The organism is [Mycobacterium] manitobense (genome assembly GCF_025821665.1).
Lineage (GTDB): Bacteria > Actinomycetota > Actinomycetes > Mycobacteriales > Mycobacteriaceae > Mycobacterium > Mycobacterium arseniciresistens.
In genome coordinates this window covers 117,521-142,985 of record NZ_JACKSJ010000148.1, presented here as the reverse complement: position 1 = coordinate 142,985, position 25,465 = coordinate 117,521, and the positions used below count along the sequence as shown (strand labels likewise).

The 25,465-nt window shown below is 67.7% G+C and carries 20 protein-coding genes; 12 read left to right on the top strand and 8 right to left on the bottom strand.

Features of this window, described 5'->3' with window-relative positions; genetic code table 11:
• The first annotated feature begins 7 nt into the window (after positions 1–7).
• Genes H7I41_RS30345 through H7I41_RS18315 form a run of 7 tightly spaced genes read left to right on the top strand, consistent with a single transcriptional unit; the run spans position 8 to position 7,927 of the window.
• On the top strand, positions 8–2,212 hold the full coding sequence (locus tag H7I41_RS30345; RefSeq protein WP_264014030.1) for an acyltransferase family protein: 2,205 nt from the start codon (positions 8–10) through the stop codon (positions 2,210–2,212).
• Positions 2,213–2,241: 29 nt separating this feature from the next.
• A complete protein-coding gene (locus tag H7I41_RS18340; RefSeq protein ID WP_264014029.1) occupies positions 2,242–3,489 on the top strand; it encodes an O-antigen ligase family protein in 1,248 nt (415 codons plus the stop codon).
• A complete protein-coding gene (locus H7I41_RS18335; RefSeq protein WP_264014028.1) occupies positions 3,447–4,682 on the top strand; it encodes a lipopolysaccharide biosynthesis protein in 1,236 nt (411 codons plus the stop codon). The genes H7I41_RS18340 and H7I41_RS18335 overlap by 43 nt, the downstream gene beginning before the upstream one ends.
• A 16-nt stretch (positions 4,683–4,698) precedes the next feature.
• Positions 4,699–5,835 carry a glycosyltransferase gene (locus H7I41_RS18330; protein WP_264014027.1) on the top strand — a complete coding sequence of 379 codons (1,137 nt, stop codon included), beginning with the start codon at positions 4,699–4,701 and terminating at the stop codon, positions 5,833–5,835.
• A complete protein-coding gene (locus H7I41_RS18325) occupies positions 5,832–6,332 on the top strand; it encodes an acyltransferase (RefSeq protein WP_264014026.1) in 501 nt (166 codons plus the stop codon). Before H7I41_RS18330 ends, H7I41_RS18325 begins: the two co-directional genes overlap by 4 nt.
• A gap of 1 nt (position 6,333) precedes the next feature.
• A complete protein-coding gene (locus H7I41_RS18320) occupies positions 6,334–7,101 on the top strand; it encodes a polysaccharide lyase family 20 protein (protein WP_264014025.1) in 768 nt (255 codons plus the stop codon).
• Position 7,102: 1 nt separating this feature from the next.
• On the top strand, positions 7,103–7,927 hold the full coding sequence (locus tag H7I41_RS18315; protein WP_264014024.1) for a polysaccharide lyase family 20 protein: 825 nt from the start codon (positions 7,103–7,105) through the stop codon (positions 7,925–7,927).
• Between the two features lie 7 nt (positions 7,928–7,934).
• Here H7I41_RS18315 and H7I41_RS18310 read toward each other — a convergent pair whose 3' ends face one another.
• Genes H7I41_RS18310 through H7I41_RS18290 form a run of 5 tightly spaced genes read right to left on the bottom strand, consistent with a single transcriptional unit; the run spans position 7,935 to position 16,029 of the window.
• On the bottom strand, positions 7,935–9,044 hold the full coding sequence (locus tag H7I41_RS18310) for an FAD-dependent oxidoreductase (protein WP_264014023.1): 1,110 nt from the start codon (positions 9,042–9,044) through the stop codon (positions 7,935–7,937).
• Positions 9,041–9,985, bottom strand: a complete 945-nt coding sequence (locus H7I41_RS18305) for a Gfo/Idh/MocA family protein (RefSeq protein WP_264014021.1) — start codon at positions 9,983–9,985, stop codon at positions 9,041–9,043. The genes H7I41_RS18310 and H7I41_RS18305 overlap by 4 nt, the downstream gene beginning before the upstream one ends.
• The gene (locus H7I41_RS18300; RefSeq protein WP_264014020.1) at positions 9,982–12,156 is read right to left on the bottom strand and encodes an acyltransferase family protein; all 2,175 of its coding nucleotides are present in this window, start codon (positions 12,154–12,156) and stop codon (positions 9,982–9,984) included. The genes H7I41_RS18305 and H7I41_RS18300 overlap by 4 nt, the downstream gene beginning before the upstream one ends.
• The gene (locus tag H7I41_RS18295; RefSeq protein ID WP_264014018.1) at positions 12,157–13,644 is read right to left on the bottom strand and encodes a sugar transferase; all 1,488 of its coding nucleotides are present in this window, start codon (positions 13,642–13,644) and stop codon (positions 12,157–12,159) included. It abuts the gene before it with no gap.
• 54 nt (positions 13,645–13,698) lie between these two features.
• Complete coding sequence (locus H7I41_RS18290) at positions 13,699–16,029, bottom strand: UDP-glucuronate decarboxylase (RefSeq protein WP_264014017.1); 2,331 nt, start codon at positions 16,027–16,029, stop codon at positions 13,699–13,701.
• A 787-nt stretch (positions 16,030–16,816) separates the two neighbouring features.
• Here H7I41_RS18290 and H7I41_RS18285 point away from each other — a divergent pair.
• Genes H7I41_RS18285 through H7I41_RS18275 form a run of 3 tightly spaced genes read left to right on the top strand, consistent with a single transcriptional unit; the run spans position 16,817 to position 19,801 of the window.
• A complete protein-coding gene (locus H7I41_RS18285; protein ID WP_264014016.1) occupies positions 16,817–17,689 on the top strand; it encodes a DKNYY domain-containing protein in 873 nt (290 codons plus the stop codon).
• On the top strand, positions 17,686–18,942 hold the full coding sequence (locus H7I41_RS18280; protein WP_264014015.1) for a spinster family MFS transporter: 1,257 nt from the start codon (positions 17,686–17,688) through the stop codon (positions 18,940–18,942). Before H7I41_RS18285 ends, H7I41_RS18280 begins: the two co-directional genes overlap by 4 nt.
• Before the next feature lie 10 nt (positions 18,943–18,952).
• Positions 18,953–19,801, top strand: a complete 849-nt coding sequence (locus H7I41_RS18275) for an EamA family transporter (RefSeq protein ID WP_264014014.1) — start codon at positions 18,953–18,955, stop codon at positions 19,799–19,801.
• Here the strand turns inward: H7I41_RS18275 and H7I41_RS18270 are convergent.
• Positions 19,798–21,477 carry an alpha-amylase family protein gene (locus H7I41_RS18270; protein WP_264014013.1) on the bottom strand — a complete coding sequence of 560 codons (1,680 nt, stop codon included), beginning with the start codon at positions 21,475–21,477 and terminating at the stop codon, positions 19,798–19,800. The two genes, H7I41_RS18275 and H7I41_RS18270, sit on opposite strands and share 4 nt — an antisense overlap.
• Positions 21,474–22,469, bottom strand: coding sequence for a TIGR03885 family FMN-dependent LLM class oxidoreductase (locus H7I41_RS18265; RefSeq protein WP_264014012.1), 996 nt, complete (start codon positions 22,467–22,469; stop codon positions 21,474–21,476). Before H7I41_RS18265 ends, H7I41_RS18270 begins: the two co-directional genes overlap by 4 nt.
• A 123-nt stretch (positions 22,470–22,592) precedes the next feature.
• Between H7I41_RS18265 and H7I41_RS18260 the strand changes: the two genes are divergently transcribed.
• Together H7I41_RS18260 and H7I41_RS18255 are read left to right on the top strand one after the other, a co-directional pair.
• Positions 22,593–23,312: a cutinase family protein gene (locus tag H7I41_RS18260; protein ID WP_372503768.1), complete on the top strand. Its 720-nt coding sequence runs from the start codon at positions 22,593–22,595 to the stop codon at positions 23,310–23,312.
• A 5-nt stretch (positions 23,313–23,317) separates the two neighbouring features.
• Complete coding sequence (locus H7I41_RS18255) at positions 23,318–23,473, top strand: hypothetical protein (protein WP_264014011.1); 156 nt, start codon at positions 23,318–23,320, stop codon at positions 23,471–23,473.
• 30 nt (positions 23,474–23,503) lie between these two features.
• Here the strand turns inward: H7I41_RS18255 and H7I41_RS18250 are convergent, their stop codons facing one another.
• On the bottom strand, positions 23,504–25,462 hold the full coding sequence (locus H7I41_RS18250) for a serine/threonine-protein kinase (RefSeq protein WP_264014010.1): 1,959 nt from the start codon (positions 25,460–25,462) through the stop codon (positions 23,504–23,506).
• Positions 25,463–25,465: the final 3 nt, after the last annotated feature.

Here is a 25,465-nt window from a genome sequence, read left to right as displayed (position 1 = left end):
GGCGACGGTGACGTACACCGTGGAGCGCGGCCCCGCCGCCGCGCAGGACAAGCCGCCCGCAGGCCCGACACGTAAGAAGGCGACCGCGGTCGCCACCCCGAAGGCGGGTGCTCACCGCAAGGACATCGAGGGGCTGCGCGCCCTGTCCATCCTGATGATCATGGTGTGGCACGCCGGCGTGCCGTTCTTCCCCGGCGGCTTCGTGTCGCTGGACGTGTTCTTCGTCATCTCGGGCTTCCTCATCACGCAACTGCTCGTCCAGGAGCTGCGGACGACGGGGCGTCTGAAACTGCGACGCTTCTACGGCCGCCGTGCCAAACGGCTGTTGCCCGCGCCCACCGTGGTCTTCGTGGCTGTCGCCGTTCTCACCATCGTGCTGCTGCCGCGCAGCCGGTGGATTCCCACCGCTCAGGACATCATCGCCACCGCGACGTACAGCATGAACTGGCGACTGGCCGCGGAGAGCACGGATTACTTCTCCCAGAACTCCACGGAGAGCATCCTCGAACACTTCTGGTCACTGTCGGTCGAGGAACAGTTCTACCTGTTGTGGCCATGCCTGTTGGCCTACACCGCCGCCCGCACGTTCCAGCGCGGGCGGCGCGCGATGGGTCCGGCGCTGCTCGCTGCATTCGCACTCGTCGGTGTGCCGTCATTCCTGTGGTCGGTGTACTACTCGGTGGAGAACCCGGCCAAGGCCTACTTCGTCACCACCACCAGAGCATGGGAATTCGCCCTCGGCGGCGCACTGGCCATGCTCACGTTCACCGCCTGGAAGCTGCCGAAGCCGGCCGCGATCGTGGTCGGCTGGGCCGGCTTGGTCACCATCTTCGCCGGGGCGTTCTACATCACGACGGAATTTCCCTATCCCGGTTACTGGGCCCTGATCCCGTGCCTCGGCACCGCGGCGATCATCTTCGCCGGCTTCACCGCGGGCCGCGCCGGACCGGTGGCGGTGCTCGGCACCGCGCCGATGCAGGTCGTCGGGCGAATGTCGTACTCGCTCTATCTGTGCCACTGGCCGGTGCTGATGTTCACCGCTGCAGCACTCGGGCGGCCGCTCACCCCGGTCGAGGGATTGATCACGGTGACGGCGTCGGCGATACCGGCTTACCTGCTGTACCGGTTCGTGGAGAATCCGATTCGATACTCTCGCAACCTGTTCCCGACCTCGGCGCACATGCTGCGGGCTGCGGGTGTCGCCACGGTGGTGTCGCTGATCGTCGGCATGGGTCTGTACATGGCGAACTGGCCGCCGCCGCCGCCGTTCGTGCCGCCGACGATCGGCCAGGTCGCGGTGGGGGACTCGTCGGCCGACCAGAGCGCCGCCGGTCCGCAGGCGAATCTCGACCCGAAGGCAGTGGTGGGCGCGGGTGCGCTCGGCCCGAAACCGCTGGGCGATCAGAACGGCGCGCCGAAGGATCAGTCCGCCTCGATCGTTCCGGCGCCGAACGTCGCGGCCAATGACTACACCGATTGCACTCAGACACAAGAGAACAGCGACGTGATGTCGTGTGTCTACGGCAAGAAGGACTCCTCGACGGTGGTGGCGGTCGTCGGTGACTCCCATGCCAATCAGTGGGTGCCCGGCCTCGCCGAGGTCGCCACGGCGCGAGGCTGGAAGCTCGTCGAGTACACCAAGGCCGCGTGTTCCTTCGCCGACGTCCTGACCACCACCAAGGACGGCGACCCGTACCCGTCCTGCCAGGAGTGGGGCAGGTCCCTGCTCGACAAGCTGCTCACCACGGAGAAGCCGACCATGATGATCACCAGCAGCATCAAGAAGCGGGTGATACTCGACGGGCAGGCCAACTTCGACGCAGCCAACATCAGTGCGCTGGCGGAGGGCCTCAGGCGCAACTACGAGGCGCTGAACAAGGCCGGTATCCCGGTGGTGGTCATCCAGGACACGCCGACCCCGACGTTCGACATACCCGAATGCGTACAACAGAATCCGGACAAGCTCACCAAGTGCGCCGGTGACCGGTCGAAGATGGTGCCCGGCGATCTCGGCGCGGAGCAGTTCGAAGCGAAGGCCGGGCTCGACGACGTCACCATCATCGACCTCAACGGAGCCATCTGCCCGACGGAGCAGTGCGCCGCGGTCATCGGCAACGTGTTGGTCTACCGCGATGCGAGCCACCTGACAGGGACCTATGTCCGGACCCTGTCGCCGAGGCTCGACGCTGAGATCGGCGCCGCGACAAAGTGACCCTTCAGCGCGGCGATCCCATCGAGCGGATGCCGGCGAGCTCACCGCCGACGTCCGACGGCCCGCAGCGCGACGGCCTGCTCATCCTGGGCCGGGCGTTGCTCTACCCGGGGCTCGCGCTGACCTCGCTGTTGCTGCTGAGGGGTCCGCTGGCGCTGCCGATCGGCGACATCCTGATGGCGGGGGCGGGGTTCTGCGCGCTGCTGTCCATGCGGCGTCCGCCCCGGCAGGTCCCCCCGATGCTGTGGCTGGCGGCCGCCCTGCTGGTGGTGGGCGGCGCGGTGGCCTCGGCTGCCAGCAGCGATCCCGTCGGCAGCCTGAGCATCCTGGCTCGCTTGGTCTACATGGTCGTCATCGTGCCGTGGATCCTGCTGAACCTGCTCGTCGAACAGCGACACGTGACGCGGGCGGTCGCCTGGTGGCTGATCGGCGCGGCGGTGTGCGGGTTGGGCGCCGTCGTCCAGCTTCTCTTCGGTGACGTGATCCCGGGTGGTCAGGTGACTGTCGACGGGCGGTTCACCGGCATCACCACCCACCAGAACGACCTCGCCGGCATCAGTGTGATGGCCGCCGCAGCGGCACTCGCTGCGTTCGGCAATGGAGTGACGAAACGCTTCCGCATCTTCGCTTTCGGCATCCTGGCCATCTGCACGACGGGTTTGATCCTCAGCGGCAGTGTGAGCGGAATTCTCGGCATGCTCGCCGCCGTCCTGTTCCTGCTGCTGTCACGGGCGATCCACCTCGGTCGCGCGACCATCGTCACCGCCGCCGGGTCGGTGATCATCGTGTTCGTACTCAGCCAGCTGGAGGGCCTCGGCGCCCTCAACCCGATCGAACGGTTGCTGCGGACCACCGGCTTCACCACCACCAAGGCCGAATACGACACCGCGGGAACGCGAATGGAATTGGCTCGTCGTGCGATGGACGAGATCCGCGAGTCACCCATCATCGGCAACGGCATGCTGATCGACGACAACGTCCTGATGAAGCGCTTCACCGTGCACAACAACTTCCTGGGGACCTGGACCGCCGGTGGTGTGCTCGCCTTCCTGGGCGTCGTGATAGCGACTGGACTCGCCGCGCGCTACTGTCTGCGCCGCGACCCGAGGAACGTCCTGCACGGCGTCGTCGCCACCGCGTTCGTGGCGGCACTGGCCTTCGCGCAGACGGCGCCGGGAATCTACAACCGGTACTACTGGATTCCCGTGGCGTTCATGATCTTCCTGGTCTGGCAGTGGCGTACCAAGTCAACGTCGGCCGGCGCACGACGATGTTGAGGGCCCTGGGCCTGGTCGGCGGCGCGCGCATCACGTCCACGGCCGCGCAGGCGCTGAGTCTGCTGGTGCTCGCCAGGAGCCTCGGGCCGTCCGACTTCGCCGAATTCGCCGCGGTGCTGGGCGCACTCATGGCGCTCAACCTGATCTCCGACGGTGGCGCCACCTACGCGGTGGGCCGGCATCACGACGACCCCACGACGATCATCAAGATCCTTCGCGCCGGGCGCATGCTCTCCGCGGCCACCATGCTCATCTCGGTTCCGGTGCTCGTGGCGTTCGCCATCGCAACCGGGTCCGCCGTGCTCGTCGCATGCCTACCGCTGTGCCTGTGGGTGCCACTCGAGCGCCAACTGGAGGTCAGCAGCGCCTACCTCATGTCGAGGAACCAGCAGGTCCCCGTCGGCGCGGCGTTCCTGCTGCGCAGGCTGCCCACCCTGCTGGCGGTTCTGCTGTTCGCCTCGACCGCAAATCTCGTGTGGGCGTTCTCGTTCTCCATGCTGATCACCGCCGGAGTCGCGAACCTGTACCTCGGCCGGCAAGTCGCCGACGAGACGGCGGCCGGTCAGAGGGAGGCGCGTCCCGACGGAACCACCTGGCGGATGCTCCGGCCGTTCTGGGCTGCCATCGCGGGTCAGGGAGTCCGACAGATCGACGTCGCCGTGCTGTCCTTCGCGGCCGGCACCGCCGTCGCCGGCATCTTCGCGCCGGCCACCCGTTTGGTGCCGGCCCTGCTCCTGGTTCCCGGCACCTACACACAGCTGCTGCTGGCCCGCCTCGCGACCACAAAGGAGACACTGACGCTCCGGGCGGTCGCGGTGCTGGGACTCGTCACCGGTGCGGTGTTCACACCGTTGGCGATGACGGCGAACCACTGGATCCCACTACTGCTCGGCGACGAGTACAGCGCCAGCGTGCCTGTGGTGCAGATCGTGATCGGCAGCCTGGTGTTCGCCGCCATGTCGTCGGCGTTCGCCAGCGGACTGCACGCCGTCGATCGCGCCTCCCGGGTGGCGGCCGCGGTGTGGACCAGCGCGCTGACCACGCTGGTGCTGATCGCGGTACTCGGCTCTATACACGGCGGGATCGGCGCCGCGTGGGCCGTGGCGGTGGGTTACGCGCTGCAGTTCGTCCTGATGGCCGGTGCCTACCGGCTGAAGCGGCAGCAAGCACCGACAACGGTTCTCGCTCACTGATGGAGGACAACGACCGATGACCAGTGACACGATTCGTTCGGTGACCGGCGACCGGGTCCGCGCGCACACTCCTGTGCGGCGCCGACGCGATCTGGTCGTGACGCAACTGGCGATGCCGTCGTACCGCCAGGAGTTCGTGCGCGCGCTCGAACTGTCCGGTGAGGACATCCTGCTCCTGGTCGGCGACGCGCAATTCGGCGACGGAGTCGTCACCGATGTCGCATCGCCCATCGTGACCCGCACCGGGCGCAACCGCTACCTGGCCGGGCGCCGGGCGGTGTGGCAGCACGGCTGCCTGCTGCGGGGATTCCTCGCCAGGAACCTGGTGATCGAGATCAACCCGCGCAATCTGACCTCGTGGCTGCTGTTGATCGGCCGGCTGCTCACCCTGCGCGGCACTGCCGCGTGGGGGCATGCGCACTCACGGCGCGGACCTCGACCGGAACACAACCGCATTCGCCGGGTGATGGAGAGCCTGTGCTCGGAGCTGATCACGTATACGGAGACGGAGGCCGCGGAGCTGCAGGCCCTGTTCCCGCGGAAGAACGTGATGCCCGCGCGCAATTCGCTGTACTCGATCGAGCAGATGTCGCAATTCGAGGTGGGCGAGTTGGCCGACCGTCCCGATCTGGTGATGATCGGCCGCCTGGTCCCCGACAAGAAGCCGCTGCTGGGCCTCGAGGCGTTCGAGCGTGCCCGTGCCGCCTTGCCCGCGGACACCGTCCTGCACATCGTGGGGTCGGGGCCGATGGAGTGTGCGATCGCCGATCGCGTGGCGCAATCGGGCCTGGATGCGCAGGTCCGGTGCTACGGCTGGGTCAGCGACCTCGACCAGTTGGCACCGATCTTTCAGCGCTGCCGTGGACTTCTCGCCCCCGGATACATCGGTTTGAATGCCACGCAGGCGCTGTACTTCGGTGTGCCCGTACTGTATCCGCGCGATGATCCGCACGCGCCCGAGATCGAGGCTCTCGATGCGAGCAACAGCATCGTGTTCGAGACCGACGACGTGGCAGGCTGCTGCGAGGCCATCAGGTCGCTCTACCGCGAGCCCTGGTCGTTCGATTGCGCGCAGATGGCCCGGCTCGCGCGGTCGAAGTATTCGGCCGACCGGATGGTCGAACCGTTCCTCGCGCTGGCGAGGCGCGGTTGACGACGTCCGCCGAGCGGGCCATCTCACCCCGTCTGGTGCCGCTCCGCACGGCTGTGCGCAAGGGTCGCCTGCTCCGCATGCATGTGATGAGCGGCAGGAAAGTCCGTGTCGGAAAGAACTTCTCGATCGGCGGCGGAGCACATGTTCTGAGCCCGAACTTCTTCCGGGTCGGTGACGATGTCCGGATCGGGCGCGATCTGCTCTGTGAGGTGGATGTCACCATCGGGTCCGGCGTGTTGATCTCCAGCCGGGTGTGTTTCATCGGCGATGACCATGTGATTCCCCCCGCCGGGACGCCGATCTACCCCGGCGGCGGCATGCCGGGCACGCACATCGTCCTGGAGGGCGACAATCTGGTCGGCAACGGCACGATCATCCTGGGTTCCGTGGTGGTGGCGTACGGCGCCGTGATCGGAGCGGGCAGCCTCGTGCTACATGACGTACCGTCCAACGCAGTGGTCGCCGGCCGGCCGGCCCATGTGATCCGGACGAGGTGACATGCGATTTCGCTCCGCCGCGCTGGCGGCCGCCGTCCTGGCGACGGCGGCGGGCTGCGCCACCGAGCCGCCCCGGGTGCCGGTCGGATCAAGGGTGGTGTTCGTCGGTGACTATGACACCGGCAACCTCACCCAGTGGGCGACGCTGCAGACCCAGGATTGGAGCCAGTTCGCCGGCGACTACTGCACCTATCGCGCATGTGTCCATGACGACGGCGAAGGACACTCCACTGCCGCCCGATTCGAGGTACGGGACGGGGACGTGCCGCCGTTCGGCGGCGGAGAGCGTGCGGAGGTGCGCACCGGGGACGGTCCCTCGAGCGGCGGCTACGCCTTCGAGGGTGACGAGCGCTGGTATGAGATGTCGGTGAAATTCGACGAGAGTTTCCGCAATCCGCGGGTGTCCAGCGCGGGCTGGTTCATCGTGATGCAGTGGTTCGGCTACGGCGCCCCTGCGCTCGCGCTACAGGTTTCGGAGAGCAACACCCTCGACTTCGGCGGTGACGGAGTGCCCCGCAGGTACCACCGGTCGATCGGTGAGGTACGGCCCGGCGAATGGGTCGATTACATACTGCACGTGAAGTTCTCGAAGAACCCATCGGTCGGATTCGTCGAGGCGTGGGCCGACGGCCTGCTGGTGCTCCCGAGGTACAACCGGCCGACGATGACCACCGAGAGCAGTTACCTGAAGCAGGGCATTTACCGTGATGCCGATGCCGGTGGTACGCAAGTGGTGTGGCACGACGGCCTCCGCGTCACGGCGCCCTGACATGCGTAGCGCGGCCATCGTTTCAGCCGTCATCTGCTTTTCCTGGCTCGCTGCCGGCTGCGCGGCGCCGCCGGCCCCTGCGTCGCCGCTGTGCGCGACTCCCCGCGACGCCGCCGACGCATGCCTGGTGCCCGCGGGGTCTCGTGTGGTGTTCACCGGCGATTACGACACCGGTGACCTCAGCCAGTGGGCCACACTTCATGTCCGTGACTGGAACGAGCCGCCGGGCGAGTACTGCGAGTACAGCGCCTGCGTCGGCGACGGTGGGCCGGGCCACCCGAGTGCGGCTCGCTTCGAGGTGCGCGACGGCGACGTCCCACCGTTCGGTGGAGGCGAGCGAGCGGAGGTGCGCACCGACGACGGTCGGACCAGGGGTGCCGCCGTCGCCGAGGGCGATGAGCGGTTCTACGAACTGTCGGTGAAATTCGACGAGACGTTTCAGAATCCGCGTGGCGGCAGCGACAGCTGGTTCGTGCTCATGCAGTGGCTGCCGGGCGACGACTCATCGCCGCCGCTCACCCTGCAGGTGTCCAAGGCGAACACGCTCGAACTCGGGGGTGACGGTCCCTCGATTCCCTACCGCCGTCCGATCGGGCCGGTGCGCCCCGGCGTGTGGACGGACTACGTCCTGCATGCCAAGTTCTCCGCTGACCCCGCGATCGGTTTCGTGGAGGTCTGGCAGGACGGGGTGTTGGCCGTGCCCCGGCACAGCCGCCCGACACTGAGCGATCGACCCGCCTACCTCAAACAAGGGGTGTACCGGGATGCAGGCAGCTCCGGGACGCAGATCGTCTGGCACGACGGCTTGCGCGTGACCGCCCCGTAGCGAGTTCTCAGACCGCGGCCAGGGAGTGCGGCGCTTCCATCAGCTTGCAACGCATCTCGTCGACCACGGTGTCGGCCGCGGTGACGGCGGTGACGAGCTTGCCCGAGAACAGCGTCATGACCGTCGGCGCCACCCAGTTGACGATCGTCGGGCGCGCGTCGGTGGCGTCGACGTCGGCCAGGACGGTACGCACACTCCACAGTGAGCCGCAGTACTCGGCGTCGTCGAGCCCGTTGACGAACCTGCTGGCGGTCTCGCGCATCGCATCGAAAGCGGTGAGCGCCGAGGGCTCTCCGCACGGATTCGTCAGCAGGTCGCGATACGCCTCGGGCGGCTCGAAGGACTCCGAGATCGACCGGTGATGCACGCTGTGTTCGACGTCGTAGAGGATGTGCAGGTCTTCTCGGCGGCCGTATGGGGACAGCGAGTTGAACGGTCCGTCCATGACGACGATGTCGGTGTCGCCCAACGCCGCACCCTTCATGATGGCGACCTCGCACACCTCGAATTGACGGCGGGGTGGTGTGATGCCCCATGCTCGCATCAGCGCATTCGAGCGTGCGTTGCCACACAGCACCACGTAGTCGTAGTGGTCCACCACATCGGGTCCGGCCTCGACGCCGCCGTAGAGACGCACGCCTGACTCCGCCAGCCGGCGCAACCCGATGTTCTTCAGCTGCACCGGATCCATTCGCGACTCGGTTGCCCTGATGACGAGTTCCGTGGTGTCCTCGCGCAACAACGGCGACTTCACCACTTCGAACTCCAGGCCCGCCCTGGTGCAGTGGTCGAGGAATTCCTGGCCGGTGACCCTGCTGCCGACACGGCTCACCGCGTAGAGGTGCTGCTCGGAATCGATGACCGCCGCCCCGTATTCCGCGAGGAACGAGGTCACACTCTCCTTGGTCTCCAGCGCGGTGTCGAGGCTGCGCGGATAGTGGTATCCGCGGTGCAGCCGAAAGACGTTGTTGCCGGTCGCCCCGTTCATGATGGAGCGCTGCGCCTCGAAAACGTCCACCTCCCAGCCGTCTTCAGCCAACCGCACAGCGGCGGACACGCCGAACACGCCGGCACCGACGACCGCGACACGGCCGAATGTGATGGGTTTGGAGATCATGCGGGACGCTCCTGTCGGGTGGATAACGCGCGTTTGATGAGATCGGTGACGGCGACGGACAGCGACATGTCGGTGCGCATCGCGCGGCGGTCGGTGCGATGGTCGAGGAACCACTGCACCTCGCGGAGGAGGGGAAGGTTCGGTGCGAACTGTGCGTCGACCGGGTCTGCACCGGGTGGCCGGTTCCCGTCCGGCGTCTGCCGCAGCCGGTGGTCGGACCACTCCCAGGACTCACCCGATGCGGTCGTCAACGTCAGCTGCTTGCGTTTCGGCCCCGGGCCTGCGCCCGTCAGCTCTATCGACACGGTGGCCCCGCGGGACGTGGTCCACCAGCATCGGGCGGTGTCTCCACCGCCGGACACGCAGATCGCATGCGGGATCTCATCGGTGAGCGTGATGGCCAATGCCACGTCGTGCGGGAGCAACTCCCACTCGACCGGGCCTTCGAGTGCCGGGCGGTGCCACGCGAACCGCAGTGCCGCAACGTCATCCGGGCCGACGGCGGCGCGCAACCGCTCGACGGCCGGGTGGTAGAGGTAGGTGAACCCGGTGAAGAGCGCCAGCCCACGGTTCTCCGCCATTGCGGTCAAGCGCCGGCCGTCGGCGGGATCGAGCGCCATCGGTTTCTCGACGAACACGTGTCTGCCGTCGGAGAGTGCCAGCTCCGCCAGGGCGACATGCGTCTCCTTCGGCGTCGTGATCACCACGGTGGGGGCATCGTCGGTGGCGAGCAGTTGCCGGGGGTCGGTCGACACTGGCACCCCGGGATGGGCGGTGGACAGCCACGTCAGAGTCGACGCGGTCCCGTTCACCGCGAACCCGCTCGCGGTGGCGCCGCACGCGGTGAACGCCGTGATGACATTGCGGCCCCAGTTGCCTGCCCCGAAGAAGAGGCAGGAGCTGTCGGGCTGACTGCTGGGCGGCAAGGTCAGGACGTTCATTGCGGCAGCGATATCCGCTTGTCGAGGAACGGCACGAGCGTGCGCACGTACGTCCCGGTCATATGACTGTTGTCGCGGTAGAGGAGCACATTGCCGATCACTGCCGCGCACTTGTCGGTCGGGCAGATCGCATCGTTGAAGTCGACGACGCGGACATTGCCCAGCCCCTGGACCGCCTCCATCTGGTCGGAGCCGTGGTCGTCGGGGACCATCACGGCGCGATCGGCGGCGCAGGCGGTGAGTTCGTCCGTGTTGGCCTCCACGCAGTCCGGGATGTCCTGGGTGGGTGCGGGGCTGTCCTGGATCACCAGGACCGGTATCCCCGCCTTCGTGAGCGCCTCGTAGGACCGCCGCAGGCCCGCTGCGAGCGCACTGCGTCCCACAGGGTCGTACCGGAGCTCACCGTTGACGAACACGCCCTTGGAGGACTGAGAGGTGATCACCATCGTCGGCTTTTCTTTGATCAGCTGGTCGAGCACCGCCGCGCTCCACTCGTTGCACGAGGGATAGGGCTTCTGGTCCTTGGTGGCCACCGGGACGTCGCTGAACGAGCATGCGGCCTTGGTGTACTCCACCAACGCCCAGCCCTTCTTCTCGGCGACCTTGGCCAGTCCGGGCACCCACTGATTGGCGTGCGAGTCGCCGACGACGGCGACGATGACATCGGAGTCCTGTTTCCCGTATGCGCATGAGCGCACCTCAGCGCTCTCGATCACCTGGGTGCACTGGGTGTAGTCCTCGTTCGCCACCAGGGGATCGGGGACGATGTGAGCGGACTTGTCCTTCGGCGCCCCGTTGGGATCGTTGAGCGGATCATCGCGGAGCAGAGAAGCGCCGAGGATCGCATTGGGATTCGACTTGTCGACCGGCTGTGCGTTCTGTGTGCCGCCGGTCTGGCTGACGGGACTCGTCGTGCCGGCGCCGTTCATCACCGTGATCGCGGGCGGCACGAACGGGGGTGCGGGGGGCCAGTTCGCGATGTAGAGAGCCATTCCAGCGGTCAACGAGACGACCGTGGTGACGGCGGCGAGCTTCAGCATCGGGCCCGAATACTGCAATCCCGCCTGGGAGAACCGGATCGGATTCTCGACGTGGTGGTGCAGGAGATAAGCAGGGATGAAGGCCGCGGACACCGCGATCAGTCCCGTGACGGTGTCGAGTGTTCCCAGCGCGGCGGTGGCCACGACGATGATCGGCCAATGGCACAGGTACAGCGAGTACGACAGGCGGCCGACCGTTTCCATCGGGCCGGTGGACAGGATCCAGCCGACGGACCCCGTTCCCCTGCCGTCGGCGGAGAGACCCGCAACGATGACGGCCGCGGTACCCAGCGTCGGGACCAATGCCCAGTAACCGGGGAACGGGGTCTCGGTGGTGAACAAGACGCCCGCCGCGATGATCGCGGCAATACCCGCCCACCCGGCCAGTACGGCGAGGCCCCGCGGGAGGTTTCGTCCGTTGACCGCCAGTATCGCCACCGCCGCCCCGAGCGCGAGCTCCCACACCCGGGTGGTGGACACGAAATATGCTCTGTCGGGGCTCGTCTCGGTGTAGTAAATGGACCATGCCAACGACGGCAGACCCACGAGCGCAAGTGCGCACAGCATTGCGCCGTTGAGGCTGCGACGGCGAGCCAACCGGGCGAAGAACGCCGCCGCGATCAGCAGGCACGGCCACAGGATGTAGAACTGCTCCTCCACGGCGAGCGACCAGAAATGCTGCACGATGCTCGGAGCGGCATCGGCCCGCATGTAATTGACGCTCTCTTCGGCGAATCGCCAGTTGATCGCGTATACCGCGCTGAACATGATGTCGTAAGCGGTGTTCACCCAGCGGTTCTGGGGCAGGAACAACCATGCCAGGAGGGCCGACGCCACCAGCGTCACCGCCGATGCAGGAAGCAGACGCCGGGCCCGGCGGGCATAGAAGCGGCGGACGCGGAGCCGCCCGGTGGAGCGGACCTCGCGGACGAGCATCTGCGTGATGAGGAAACCGGAGATCACGAAGAAGACGTCGACGCCGACGTATCCACCCTCGAGTTGGCTCACTCCGGCGTGGGCGAGCAACACCAGGATGATCGCGACCGCCCGCAGCCCCTCGATGTCGGGCCGGTAGCCGGCGCGGACCTTGGGTTGGTCCTCGGCCGTCTCGACCCTGGCGACCTGCGTCATCTAGTACGCACCCTTGCGCTCGAAGACGACCCGGGGCGTCTGCAGCATGATCCGCAGGTCCCACAGCAGCGACCACGACCGGACGTACACCGAGTCGAGGTGCTGCAGATCGGCGTAGTTGAGGTCGCTGCGACCGCAGACCTGCCAGAGCCCCGTGATGCCCGGACACACATCGAGGCGGGTCAGCGCGGCGCCGTCGAGTCCGTCGGCCATGTCGGTGGGCAGCGGCCGCGGGCCGACCAGCGACATGTCACCGAGCACGACGTTGAGGAACTGCGGCAGTTCGTCGAGGCTGGTGCGGCGCAAGAGTCCGCCGACGCGGGTGACCCTGGGATCGTTCTCCGCCTTGAACAGTGGGCCGTCCACCTTGTTGTGCTGCGCGACGGCGTCCAGTTGTGCTGCGGCGCCGTCGGTCATGGTGCGGAACTTGAAGATCTGGAACGGCTTCCCGGCCCGTCCGATGCGCTCCTGGCGGAAGAAGACCGGTCCCGGGCTGTCCAGTCGGATGGCCACGGCGATCACCAGCCAGAGCGGCGCCACCACGGCCAGCGCGCACGACGCCAGCGTGATGTCCATGGCCCGCTTGAGAGTCCGGGCGCTGAGGCCCAGCGACGCCGCGGGCACGTGCATGAGAGCGAGCCCGTGCAGCTCCTCCACCTCACTGCGCCAGTTGTGCAGTTCGAAGAACCGGGGGATCACCGACACCGGCACCTGACCCAGCAGCATGCGAAGCGAGTCGAGCGTGTCCTGGTCGGTCGCGTTCGGGAAGGCGACGATGACGCGGTCCACGCGGTGGTCCGCACAGACATCGGGCAGATCGGCCAGGCCGCCGAGTACCGAGGAGCCCGGTGCCGGGTTGTCGTCGACGTGACCGACCACGATGGTGTCGGCGCATCTGCTGAGTCGCGCCGTCAGCCGGTCGGATATCGGTCCCGTGCCGACCACCACGATCCGGGTGACGGTCGGCGTGTCGAACATCCGCACCATCAGCCCTCGTCCGAACGGCACCAGGGCGACGGCGGGCAGTGTCATCGCCACCGCCGAGGTCAATGTCATCCGGCCGCCGTGGAACAGCAGGGCGTCGGCGCCGAGCGCGAGCAGCGCCGCCGTCGGCAGGCAGCGGGCGATCACCGTCGGCCGCCACCAGCCGCTCGGCCGCAATCGCGATGCGGGCCTGCGGTACAGCCCGTGCAGGTGCAGGGCCACCACCATCGCCAGCACGGTGACGACGAGGTCGCGCAGGCCGAGGTTGCCGGCCCTGACCGGGCTGACGAGATTGAGCGCCGTCGCACCGAGCGCGGCGGACGCGGTCAGCGCCACCACGTCGGCGATCCGCAACAGGTAGCGGTGTCGCTGACCCAGTTCGGGGGCTGCAGGCGCCGGCCGGGTGTTGTTGAGCGGCAGCACAGCCGAGGGCGGGGCGATGTCGGCGGGCACCGGCATGGCGGGTGATGTGGTTCGACTGGCGAGAATGGCCTCACTGGTCATGATGACTCCTGGAAACTTTCGGGAGTGTGGTGGCGGAGTTGAGTTGTTGTGCGGTCACCAGCCGAAGCCGATGAGGCGAAGGCCGGAACCGACGAAAGCGGCTTGCGGCAGGAAGTTGCGGCCGTCGACGACCAGGTCGCCGCGCATGACGCGTCGCAACGCGGCGGCGTCGATGAAGCGGAACTCCGGCCAGTCGGTCATCAGGATCAACGCGTCCACCCGGTCGGCCGCGTCATAGGGGTCGCTGGCAAGTCGGATCGCCGCGTACTCGTCCGGCAGCGACTTGACCACGGGGTCGAACGCCGAGATCACCGCTCCGGCGGCCAGTAGCCGCTTGGCCACGTCCAATGCCGGTGCATCGCGCAGATCGTCGGTCCCCGGCTTGAAGGTCAGCCCGAGCAGTGCGATTCGGCGTCCCTTGAGCACGTGCAGCTCCCGCTGCAACTTGCGCACCGCCGTCGCGCGCTGCGCCTGGTTGATCTCGACCGTCGCGCACAGCATGGACGGCGTGTAGCCGTACTCCTGGCCCGTCGAGATCAGGCCGGCCACATCCTTGCCGAAGCACGAACCTCCCCAGCCGACACCGGGATTGAGGAACGCGTTGCCGACCCGGCGGTCGGCTCCGATGGCGGGAAGCACCTCCCGCACATCTGCGCCGACCAGCTCGCACAGCTGCGAGATCTCGTTGGCGAAGCTGATCTTCGTGGCAAGGAAGGCATTGGCCGCGTACTTGATCATCTCCGCTGAGGCCAGCTCGGTGGTGATCAACGTCGGCCGGTGGTTGCGGCGGCCGGCGTCGAAGGACTGGTCGACCACCGGCTGGTAGAGCTGGGCGACCCGGTTCACGTCGGAGGGGTCGCCGCCGAGCACGATCCGGTCCGGGTACAGGAAGTCCTCGATAGCGCTTCCCTCACGCAGGAACTCGGGGTTGGAGACGACATGGAAGAAGGTCTGCCGCCCGCCGGGCAGGGCTTCTTCGAGGATCGTGCGGGTCCAGTTGCCGGAGCCGACGGGCACGGTGGACTTGTTGACGATCACCACGCCGGGACGCAGATGCGGTGCGAGCGACCGGATCGCGCTCTCGAGCTGGGTCAGGTCCGGTGACCCGTCGCGGCCGAGCGGAGTGCCCACGCAGAGGAAGACGAAGTCCGCATCGGTCAACGCCTCGGTCGGCTGGTCGGTGAACTTGAGCCGGCCGGTGCCGAGGGTCGCGGTCAGCATCTCGGGCAGGCCCGGCTCGTGGAACGGCGCCTGACCGTCGTTGAGCTGGCCGGCCCTCGCCGGGTCCGCGTCGAGCCCACACACCACATGACCCAGCGACGCCAGACAGATTGAGGTGACAGCGCCGACGTAGCCGGTGCCGATCACCGCGACCTTGTGCCGCGGGCGGTCCTGTTCGACCTCGAGGATGGGGCGTCGCGCCGCAGGGAAGCCGGCTTGTGACCTTTCGTCGGCACGGTCGCGGAACCAATCGATGGTCTGCAGCAGGCCGTCGCGGACGTCGACCTTGGGCTCCCACCCCAGCTCCCTGCGAGCCAGTCCGATGTCGGGCCGTCGCTGGGACGGATCGTCCTGGCCGCGGTCGGTGAACTCCACCGGAGACTGCGAACCGGTGAGTTCGCGGACCAGGTTCGCCAGCTCCAGCACCGTCATCTCATGCGGGTTGCCGACGTTCACCGGGCCCGACAGGTCCGAGAACAGCAGCCGCAGGGCGCCGTCGACCAGGTCGTCGACGTAGCACACCGAGCGGGTCTGACTGCCGTCGCCATGCACGGTGATCGGCACGTTCGACAGTGCCTGGCCGACGAAGTTGGGAATGGCCCGCCCGTCGCGCGGCCGCATCCGGGGACCGTAGGTGTTGAAGATCCGCATGATCGCGGCGTTGACGCCGTGCTTGACCCGGTAGGACGTGGTCAACGCCTCGGCGAATCGCTTCGCCTCGTCGTAGCAGGCGCGCGGGCCGACCGGATTGACGTTGCCCCAATATGATTCGGGCTGCGGGTGGACCAGCGGGTCGCCGTAGGTCTCCGAGGTCGACGCCAGCAGGTAGCGTGCGCCCTTGTCCTTCGCCAGGCCCAGCGTGTGCAGCGTGCCGACGGAACCGGCCTTCATGGTCTGTATCGGCAGTTCCGCGTAGTCGACGGGTGATGCCGGTGACGCGAAGTGCAGCACATAGTCGACGGGCCCCGGGATGGAGATGTAGTCGGAGACGTCGACCTTGAGGAGGCGGAATCCGTCGCGTCCCTGGAGGTGGGCGACGTTCTCCGGCGCTCCGGTCACGAAGTTGTCGAGACAGACGACGTCGATGTCGTGTTCCAGAAGGCGTTCCGCCAGGTGGGAACCGACGAACCCCGCCCCTCCGGTCAATACCGCACGTCGACGCATGGTCCCCTCCTCGTCTACCACCGCTCCGGCGACGCCGCCGCGATGGCACCTCCGGCCAAAAGTTTGCCCCCGCGCGTGACTTTAGCGCGTTTCGGTGGATTACGCGCGCTAAAGAACAAGCCGATTTGTGATCATGGCAAATTTTCTTTGAAAACAAGATCAATAGCGTGGCGATGGTTCTCGAGTGTGGTGCGTGGGGAGCTGTGGTGCGGGCGGCGTTTACGCTCACGGACATCGCACGGCACCGATGGCAACGAAATTGCACCGTTACCTGAACGGGTTGAGTTGCGTCCGACTGCACGTAGAACCACCTGGAACCGATACCGGTTCCGCGATGCCGTTGGCGGTCTCATTCGTCTGGAAGAGCTATAACACCTGTTCAAAGCCTATACAAGCTTCTCGCGAGGCGCCCCGGCCGGCCGCCGCGCGACGCTGCGCCTTCGAGGTCGGTGTCATGGGGCAGTGGCCCGAAACGACGCTCCGACTCAAATTCGGTGATTTCGGCGAACGCCCGGCGCGATTGCCGGGACGACGCTATCATCCCGCCGCCCCCTGGGTCTTGCTTGCAAGCGTCGCCGATCACGGCGCTCCGGCATCGCGCGAAACCGCAATTTATTACGCCAGTGTTATTTTTTGGCGAAGGGGAGGCAAACGTCCATTACGAGTTCATCGCAGGTTTGGGACGGACCATTCGTCCTTTGCCACTGAAAGCGGACTGCCGCCGACATCGCCGCATGTTCCGGCGGATCGATCGACGCGCCGGCCGGCGGGGTGCTTCGATCATCGAATGCGCAGACCGGTCGCCGCGGCATGCGTGGTCACGCTCGGCCTGATCGTCGCGGCCTGCGGCAGCGGGAAGCCGCCGCACTCGCTGTTCGACGCCGCGGGCTACCACGTCCGCGACGACACGGTGTTCTACCTCGAGGCGTTCCCCGGTGAGGCGGTCGAGATGGCCGGCGCCGACGCCGCGTCGTTCCAAGCGCTCGACCGGACCTTCGCGCGTGACCGGGGCAGCGTCTACGTCGACGGCCGGCGTCTCGAGGAGGCGGACCCGGGCAGCTTCGAACTGCTCGACCGCCAGGACTTCGCCAGGGACCGGTCGCACGTCTTCCGGCGCGACCGCATCGTCAGCGACGACCCCGCACACTTCGCCCTGCTCGACGGCGACCTGACCCGCGACGACCGCGCGGTGTACTGGAGCGACGGTCGCGTCCTGTCCCAGGATCCAGCCAACTTCGCGATCGTCTCGAACACCGGGTCCTACCTGTTCACCAAGGACAGTGCCGCAGTGCACGTCAACGGCGGCGTCATCGCCGGCGCCGACCCGGCGACATTCCGCGTGTTGCAGGGCGCCTACGGGCAGGACGCGCGGCAGGTCTACTACTTCGCCGACGCGGTCGCAGGCGCGGACGCCGCGACGTTCCGTCCGCTGGAGGGTCCCTACGCAAAGGACGACACCCGGGCGTACTGGATGGGCAAGCCCGTTCCGGGCGCCGACCCGGCGTCGTTCCGCGTGCTGAACGCCGACTTCGAGTGCTCGTCGGATCGGGCCCGCGCCTACTACCGCGACGCCGTCATCGCCGGCGCGGATCCCGCGTCGTTCCCGCCCGGGGTGGCCGTGACGAATTGCTCGGCGACGTCGATATCGTTCGCCGGGTGAGCGTCGACGGTCATCCCCCTCGCCGCGCGTGGGCTGCCGTGGTGCTGCTGGCCGTCGTCGGCACCCTGAACTACGCCGACCGCTTCCTGCCCGCGGTGCTCGCCGAACCGATCAAGAAGGATCTCGCGCTGTCCGACACCGCGATCGGCGTGATCAACGGGTTCGGGTTCCTCGCCGTCTACGCCGTCCTCGGGCTCTTCATCGCCCGCATCGCCGACCGCGGTGCGTTCGGGCTGGTGGTGTCGTCGTGTCTGACTCTGTGGGGCGCGACGACGATGCTCGGTGGGGCGGTGACGTCCGGCGTGCAACTCGCGCTCACCCGGATCGGTGTCGCGGTGGGTGAGGCGGGCAGCACCCCGGCCGCCCACGCGTATGTGGCGCGCAACTTCCCGCCGGAACGCGGTGCCGCACCGCTGGCCGTCATCACCCTGTCGATCCCGCTGGCCAGCGCGGCCAGCCTGCTCGGCGGCGGCCTGCTCGCGCAGTCACTGGGCTGGCGCACCGCGTTCGTGGTGATGGGCGCGATCAGCGTCGTCGTCGCTCCGCTGGTGCTCGTCGTGCTCGGCCGGCGTCAGGCGATGCCGGCACTGCCCGCCGGGCCGGGGCAGGGGCCGGCGCGGCCCTGGGACCTGCTGCGCAAACCCAGTTTCATCGCCGTCGTCACTGGTGCCGCCTGCATCTCGGTCGCGGGCTATGCGCTCACCACCTTCGCGCCTGCATTCCTGATCCGCACGCACGGCATGTCGCTCGGCGAGGTAGGGGTGCACTACGGGATCGCCAGTGGGCTGTCGGGCATCCTGGGTCTGCTGCTCGTCGGCCGGGTCGCCGACCGGCTGTCGGCCAGAGATCCGCGCTGGCTGCTGTGGTTGGTTGCGGCGATGACGGCAGCGCTGCTGCCCTTCTCGGTTGCGGCGTTCCTGGTGGAGAGCCGGCTGACTGCGGTCTGGTGCATTGCGTTGAGCTACATCGTCGGAACCGCCTACATGGCGCCGTCGATCGCCGCGATCCAGCGACTGGCGGCGCCCGAGCAGCGTGCCACCGCATCAGCGATCTTCCTGTTCTTCGGCGCCATCCTGGGCAGTGCGGGCCCGTTCGTCACCGGCGTCATCAGTGATGCGCTGACGGCCGAACTCGGCGCCGTGTCCCTCGGCCGTGCGCTGCTGCTCGTGGTTCCCGTGATGCAACTCGCGGCGGTCGCCTGCTACGTCGTGGCGAGCCGGCGATTCGTCGCCGAACTCGTGCGCGTCACCTGACCGGGCCGTCATGCCCTGGGTGCCATTGCTGTTCGTCGTCGGCGCGGTGTCGCAGTACCTAGGGGCGGCAATCGGGGTCTTCCTGTTCGACACCACCGAACCGTCGACGGTGGCCTGGCTCCGGGTTGCGACCGCGGCAGCCCTGCTCTGCGCGTGGCGCCGCCCATGGCGACTGCCGTGGACGCGGCGCGGCCTGGCCGCCGCGGGGTGCTTCGGCCTGATCACCGCGGGCATGAACATCGCCATCTACGAGGCGATCGCGCGGATACCACTCGGCACAGCGGTGGCGATCGAATTCCTGGGCCCGGTCCTGGTGGCAGCGTTGGGTTTCCGCCATCGGCGAGATGTCTTCGCCGTCGTCCTCGTGTGCGCGGGCGTGATCCTGCTGGCCGGTGTGCAGTTCGATGCCTCCTGGCTCGGTGTCGCCTTCGCGCTGACGTCGGCGGCGATGTGGGCCGGTTACATCGTCATGGGCAAGATCGTGGCCGACGCCGGACAGGGCCTCGACTCCCTCGCGGTCGGCATGGCGATCGCCGCGGTGGTCATCGCGCCGGTGATCATCGCCGGCCAGGCGCGGGCCGACGCGTCGGTGTTCCTCGACGCGCGAACCTGGCTGCTCGGCGCCGGTATCGGTGTGCTGTCCACGGCGATCCCGTACGCGCTGGACCAGTTGGTGCTCGCGCGGGTGGGACGCGCGCGGTTCGCCCTCCTGCTGTCATTGCTGCCCACCACCGCGGCGGTGGTCGGAGCCGTTGTGCTGCTGCAGGTTCCGACGGCCGCCGAGATCATCGGCATCGCCCTGGTGATCGCCGCGCTGGTGGTCGGGGCGCGGCCGACCGACGCTGGGCCGCCCGCCTAGATGATCGGGTCGTCGTCCGGGCGGCGCAGTCGCAACCACCGGTAGCCGTAGGGTTCCAAGCCGATCTCGATGCGGCCCTTGCTGTCGAGCTGATGCTCGGTGAGGCCGTGCAGCAGGTCGACCAGGAGGCAGCCGCCCTCGTCCTCGAGCTGCACGGGCACCATGCAGCTGTCCGCGCCGAAGTTGTGCAGCGCCAGCATCAACCAGTCCGACTCGGCCTCCCGGCAGACGTGTGCCAGCACTCCGGTGTGGGGCTGCTTGAGCACTTCAGGAGTCGACCAGCCGATCTCGGGCTGCTGCCGGTAGGTGTATATGAGGTTGCGCATGAACCACCAGAACGACTCGTGGTCGTGCCGCTGATCGGCGGCGTTGACGCGATCGGGGCCGTACATCCCGTCGGGCAGTGGACGCGGCAGGCGCCGTTTGCCGGCGCGGGAGAAGCCCCCGTTGGGTCCGCCGGTCCACTGCATCGGGGTGCGTACCGCGAATCGTCCCTGCACGTCCAGATTCTCGGCCATACCGATCTCCTCGCCGTAGAACAGCACCGGTGTGCCGGGCAGGGAGAACGCCAGCGAGTACGCCATCTTCATCCGCCGTTGATCGCCACCGAGCATGGCGGGCAGCCGACGGCGCAGCCCGCGGCCGTAGAGCTGCATGTCCTCGTCGGGCCCGAACGCGTCGAAGACTTCCTGGCGTTCGTCGTCGCTCAGCTTGTCGAGGGTGAGTTCGTCGTGGTTGCGCACGAAGTTCGCCCACTGGCTGGTGATGTCGAGCTTCGGCCGTTGCCGCAGTGCTTTGGCGATCGGGCGGGCGTCGGCCCGGGCGAGCGACAGGAAGATCGCCTGCATGCCGATGAAGTCGAACTGCATGTTCAGGCCGTCGCCGTCGGCGCCGCCGAAGAACGCCTTCTGATCCTTATAGGGCACGTTGACCTCGCCGAGCAGCACGGCGTCACCGACGCGGCGGTTGACGAAATTCCGGACGTCGCCGAGGTATTCGTAGGGATCGAACGGGTCCGGCCGGCCGGGGACGGCGTCCTTCGCGAACAGGAACGGCACGGCGTCGACGCGAAATCCCGAGACCCCCAGCTGCAGCCAGAAGCCCAGGGTCCGTGAGATCTCCTCCTGGACCTTGGGATTCTCGATGTTGAGGTCGGGCTGGTGCTTGTAGAAGTGGTGCAGATACCACTCGCCGGTCTTGGGGTCGAGCTCCCAGAGGCTGTCCTCCTGGTCAGGGAAGACGACGTCCTTCGAAGTGTCGGGCGGCTCGGTGTCGGTCCAGACGAAGTAGTCGCGGTAGGAGTCGTCCTTGCTGCGGCGGGCGGACTTGAACCAGGGGTGGGCGTCGGACGTGTGGTTCATCACGAAGTCGATGATCACCCGGATACCGTGCGCTTTGGCGGTGCGGACCAGCTCGACGAAGTCGCCGAGGGTTCCCAGGCGGGGATCGACGTTCAGGAAGTCGATGATGTCGTAGCCGTCGTCCTTGCGGCCGGTGGGGTAGAAGGGCATGAGCCACAGGCAGGTCACGCCCAGATCGGCGAGATACTCGACGCGCTCGGTCATTCCGCGGATGTCACCGCAGCCGTCGCCGTCCCAGTCGTAGAAGGTCTCGATGTCGGCGCAATAGAAGACGGCGTTCTTGTACCAGAGGTCGCCGGTGTCAGCCCGCCTCATGCGTTCGCCGCCTCGGCGGCCGGTGCGGGGGCCGTCGGGGAGAGCTGCGGCAGCACGTGCTCGCCGAACGCGTCGATGAACGGTTTCTGATGCTGGCCGACGAAGTGCAGGTAGAGCTCATCCCAGCCCTGCTCGAGATATCCGTGCAGCCACTCGGCGTGCCTGCCGAGGTCGCTGGAGATGTTCACCGACTTCCTGACCTGGTCGACGGTGACATCCTCGCCGATCGCGTCGAACGCCTCGACGCTCTCGGTGTCCCAGCAGACGGGCGGCGGGAACACGTTGCCGCGCCACTGGTCGTGGGCAATGGCCTCCGCGGTGGCCTCGTCGGGCGCCCAGCTGAGGTGGATCTGCAGCCGGGCCGGTCCGCGACCGCCGGCGTCGCGGTACGCGTCGAGCACCTTGCGCAGTGTGTCGCGGTCCTGGTTGACGGTGATCAGCGCATCGGCCCAGGCGGCGTGCCGGGCGGCGGTCTCAGGGGTGACGGCAGGGCCGACGAGATCCGGGACGGCGTCTGGCAGCGTCCACAGCCGGGCGCGGTTGACCTGGACGAGGCCGTCGTGGCTGACCTCTTCGCCGTGCAGCAGTCGCCGGATGATGTCGACACACTCGATCAGCCGCTGGTCGCGCACCTCTTTACGTGGCCAGACGTCACCGGTGACCCGTTCGTTGGACGCCTCGCCGGAACCGAGGGCCGCCCAGAACCGCCCAGGGAACATCTGCGACAGCGTGGCGATGCCCTGGGCGATGATCGCCGGGTGGTAGCGCTGCCCCGGAGCGTTGACCACGCCGAACGGCAGATTCGTGGTGGCCAGCGCGGCGCCGAGGAAGGCCCAGGCGAATCCGGACTCGCCCTGCCGCTCGCTCCACGGACTCAGGTGGTCGGAGGACATGCCGGCGGTGAAGCCGGCCTGTTCGGCGTGCTGGACGTCGCGCAGTAGCTGGGCTGGGTCGATCTGCTCGTGGGAGCAGTGGAAGCCGATGACCGTCATGGTCGGGGCATACCCGTTTCTGCGAGGTCGCTGCGAGGTAGTTGTGACGGCCGCGGGTTCGCGGGTTGCGTCAGCAAAGTTCGGGGTATGACGACACTTCCTGATCGGAAGAAGGAGTGTGCGATGGAGCGCAGAGACATGGCCGGCCGCGCGGCGGCTGTGATGGCCGCGGTGGCCTTCGTGGCCTCGATGCTGGTGGGAGCGCCGGCCCCGGCGGCAACGGCGCAGCCGTGTCCAGATGTCGAGGTCGTCTTCGCCCGCGGCACGGGTGAGGCGCCCGGCGTCGGAGGCGTCGGCCAGTCCTTCGTCGACGCGCTGCGCAACCAGGCGGCGCCGAGGACGGTCAACGTCTACGCCGTCAACTACCCGGCCAGCAACAACTTCTCCGGCGGCGTCGACTTCGCGCGGACGGTCGTCGACGGCATCAGGGACGCGGGCGGCCACATCCAGGCGACTGCCGCCAACTGCCCGGACACCCGCATCGTGCTCGGTGGCTTCTCCCAGGGCGCGGCGGTTGCCGGCTACACCACCTCCGCGTCGGTTCCCGCTGACATCCCGCCCGCATACGCGTCGTACATCCCGCAGCCGCTGGCACCAGAGATCGCCGAACACGTCGCGGCGGTGACGCTGTTCGGCGCGCCGTCGGAGCCGTTCCTGCGCAGCTACGGCGCACCGCCCATCGTGATCGGCCCGCTGTACGCTCCGAAGACCACCCAGTTGTGCGCCCAGGGCGACACGATCTGCGACGGCACTCCCGGCGGTCAGCCGTCTCTTTCCCACGCGCTCTACGGCGTGAACGGAATGACCGCGCAGGCAGCGTCGTTCGTCGTCGGCCGGCTGTGACGCCGATGACCGAACCCAACGACCCGTCGGCCCGGCCGAAGGACGCCACCGAGGTCACCGACGAGCAACGCGAACAGCAGGAGCTGTTCGAGCATCAGGGTGAGGACCCGAGTGCGCCGGGTCAGCACGAGAGCCGTCATCAAATCGCCGACGAGAACTGAGGGCGCTGCGCTGCCTCGATCGAACGATCGTCAGAGCTGATGTGGCGGTCGGTGTCGGATCACCCGCTCGAGCGCCTGGATGTCGGTTTCGATCAGCCGCGACAGCCAGTACACGAGGACGAACGCGGCGATCCCCCCGATACAGAGCACCCTGATCGGCACGATGACTTCGGCGATCTCCGCGGCGGTCAGGAAACTCACGGCCACGACGCCGAGCAGGGGCACCGAGGCCGCAACCGCCAGATAGCGGGGCAGCCGACGGCTCAGTGCGCGGAGCTGCTCGGCCTCCCGCGGGTCCGTCTGCCCGTGTGCCACCAGTTCCGGATAGACGCTGCGAACGACGTAGAAGGTCACCAGGAAGAACGGATATGCAATTGCGATCGCGCCGCACACCGTGACCGACCCGAAGAAGTGGATCGCCGACCTGCCCGGGATCCCACCGGCGGCGAACTGCATGGTGAACGGAAACGCCAGCGCGGACAGGAACCACAGGCCGAACACGACGAACACCACCCGGTCACCTGCGACGAGGCAGTCGTGACGCGCTCTGGCCAAGGCCTCCGCCGGCGGCGGCGGCCCACGTCGCAGGCGCCGCGGGACCCAGATGACGTAGCGGAACCAGTAGATCAGCACTGCGCCGCCCAGCGGAAAGAAGATCAGGTTGACCAGTGTGGTGACCACCATGAACCGGGCCTGGGCGTGCTCGGACAGCTGGCTGACGATGAGCAGCTGATTGTGTCCGATGTTGTACGCGCTGGCCAGCACATTGGGAATGAGGATGGCCAGCGTGGCGATCGGCAGGAAATAGGGCCGCAGCCGCAGCCGCCAACTCTGCGCAGGGGGATCTACCAGGTCACGAGCATGCGGATCGAGGCACAACTGCAGTTGCTCGGCGAATTCGGCGCCCGAGGCCCAGCGCTGATCGCGATCGCTGCTGAGTGCCTTCAACAGCACGCGACGCAGCGCGGCGGGGCAGTCCGCGGGGAGTGCGGCGAGCGCGGACGCCGAAACCCCCTGCGCCCGGGCGGTCAACATGAGTTCGAGTGCGGTGGTGTCGCCGATCGACCCGCCGGAGTCCGCCCTCGCGGCCTGCGCCGTGGAGTCGTCGAACGGTTTCACGCCGGTCAGCAGCTCCCACAACACGACCGCCAGCGAGAAGTTGTCGCTGCGGGTGTCGAGATCTGCCGCGTCCTGGGTGTGTCCGGGCCGGCATGCCATCAGCTGCTCGGGCGACATGTAGGACAGCGAGCCGCCGAAGTAGTCGAACGGGCTTGCGCCGGTGACGTTGCGGGCGAAGCTGATGTTGAAGTCCGCGAGTTTCGGGGTGCAGTCGGGGGCGAGCAGGACGTTGGCGAGCTTGATGTCGCGGTGCAGGACGCCGCGTGACGTCGCGTAGTGCACCGCCTCGGCGAGTCTCTTCCCCAGCCAGGCGACCGTCTCCGGCCACGTGAGGTCCGCGAGCTCTGCCCGGGTGGCAGATTCGGTGGGCCGGATCTCGCCGCGCGACTCCAGTGCGCTGTCGACCGCGTCGATCAACGCCTGACCGGAGTCAGGTGGCCGGCCCGCACGGTGCACCGCTTCGACGAGGTCGAGCAGCGTTCCGCCGGGCAGATACTGCATGTACAGCAGCCGCCAGTCGCGATCGGGGAGAATCCGCTGGTCGAACACCCGGACGATGTAGTCGTGGTCGAGCTGGGCGAGGGTTTGTGGTTCGTGGCCCAGGTTCTCGGAGATCTTGACCGCCACGAGCCGCTGCAGCGAGAGTTGCCGGGCCAGGAACACACGCGCGAAGGCGCCGCTGCCGAGTTCGATGAGCAGGTCGAAGTCGTCGAGCCGCTGGCCGACTTCGACCTCCGTGAAATGGGTGCACGGGCCGACGACAGGCGCTGGACCGAATGTCCCGGTGCGGCCTTCGGTCTCTTCGCCGAAGTAGGGCGTCGCTTGAGTGCGGGTCAACTCGGCCGGGTAGTCGGCAGTCGGATCTGTCATGGC

Coding starts and splice junctions, on each gene's coding strand:
- H7I41_RS18275 (WP_264014014.1), top strand. CDS start 18,953: ATGCCCTGGGTGCCATTGCTGTTCGTCGTCGGCGCGGTGTCGCAGTAC.
- H7I41_RS18250 (WP_264014010.1), bottom strand. CDS start 25,462: ATGACAGATCCGACTGCCGACTACCCGGCCGAGTTGACCCGCACTCAA.
- H7I41_RS18310 (WP_264014023.1), bottom strand. CDS start 9,044: ATGATCTCCAAACCCATCACATTCGGCCGTGTCGCGGTCGTCGGTGCC.
- H7I41_RS18290 (WP_264014017.1), bottom strand. CDS start 16,029: ATGCGTCGACGTGCGGTATTGACCGGAGGGGCGGGGTTCGTCGGTTCC.
- H7I41_RS18260 (WP_372503768.1), top strand. CDS start 22,593: ATGGAGCGCAGAGACATGGCCGGCCGCGCGGCGGCTGTGATGGCCGCG.
- H7I41_RS18330 (WP_264014027.1), top strand. CDS start 4,699: ATGACCAGTGACACGATTCGTTCGGTGACCGGCGACCGGGTCCGCGCG.
- H7I41_RS18320 (WP_264014025.1), top strand. CDS start 6,334: ATGCGATTTCGCTCCGCCGCGCTGGCGGCCGCCGTCCTGGCGACGGCG.
- H7I41_RS18295 (WP_264014018.1), bottom strand. CDS start 13,644: ATGACCAGTGAGGCCATTCTCGCCAGTCGAACCACATCACCCGCCATG.
- H7I41_RS18300 (WP_264014020.1), bottom strand. CDS start 12,156: ATGACGCAGGTCGCCAGGGTCGAGACGGCCGAGGACCAACCCAAGGTC.
- H7I41_RS18265 (WP_264014012.1), bottom strand. CDS start 22,469: ATGACGGTCATCGGCTTCCACTGCTCCCACGAGCAGATCGACCCAGCC.
- H7I41_RS18270 (WP_264014013.1), bottom strand. CDS start 21,477: ATGAGGCGGGCTGACACCGGCGACCTCTGGTACAAGAACGCCGTCTTC.
- H7I41_RS18285 (WP_264014016.1), top strand. CDS start 16,817: ATGCGCAGACCGGTCGCCGCGGCATGCGTGGTCACGCTCGGCCTGATC.
- H7I41_RS18340 (WP_264014029.1), top strand. CDS start 2,242: ATGCCGGCGAGCTCACCGCCGACGTCCGACGGCCCGCAGCGCGACGGC.
- H7I41_RS18315 (WP_264014024.1), top strand. CDS start 7,103: ATGCGTAGCGCGGCCATCGTTTCAGCCGTCATCTGCTTTTCCTGGCTC.
- H7I41_RS18255 (WP_264014011.1), top strand. CDS start 23,318: ATGACCGAACCCAACGACCCGTCGGCCCGGCCGAAGGACGCCACCGAG.
- H7I41_RS18305 (WP_264014021.1), bottom strand. CDS start 9,985: ATGAACGTCCTGACCTTGCCGCCCAGCAGTCAGCCCGACAGCTCCTGC.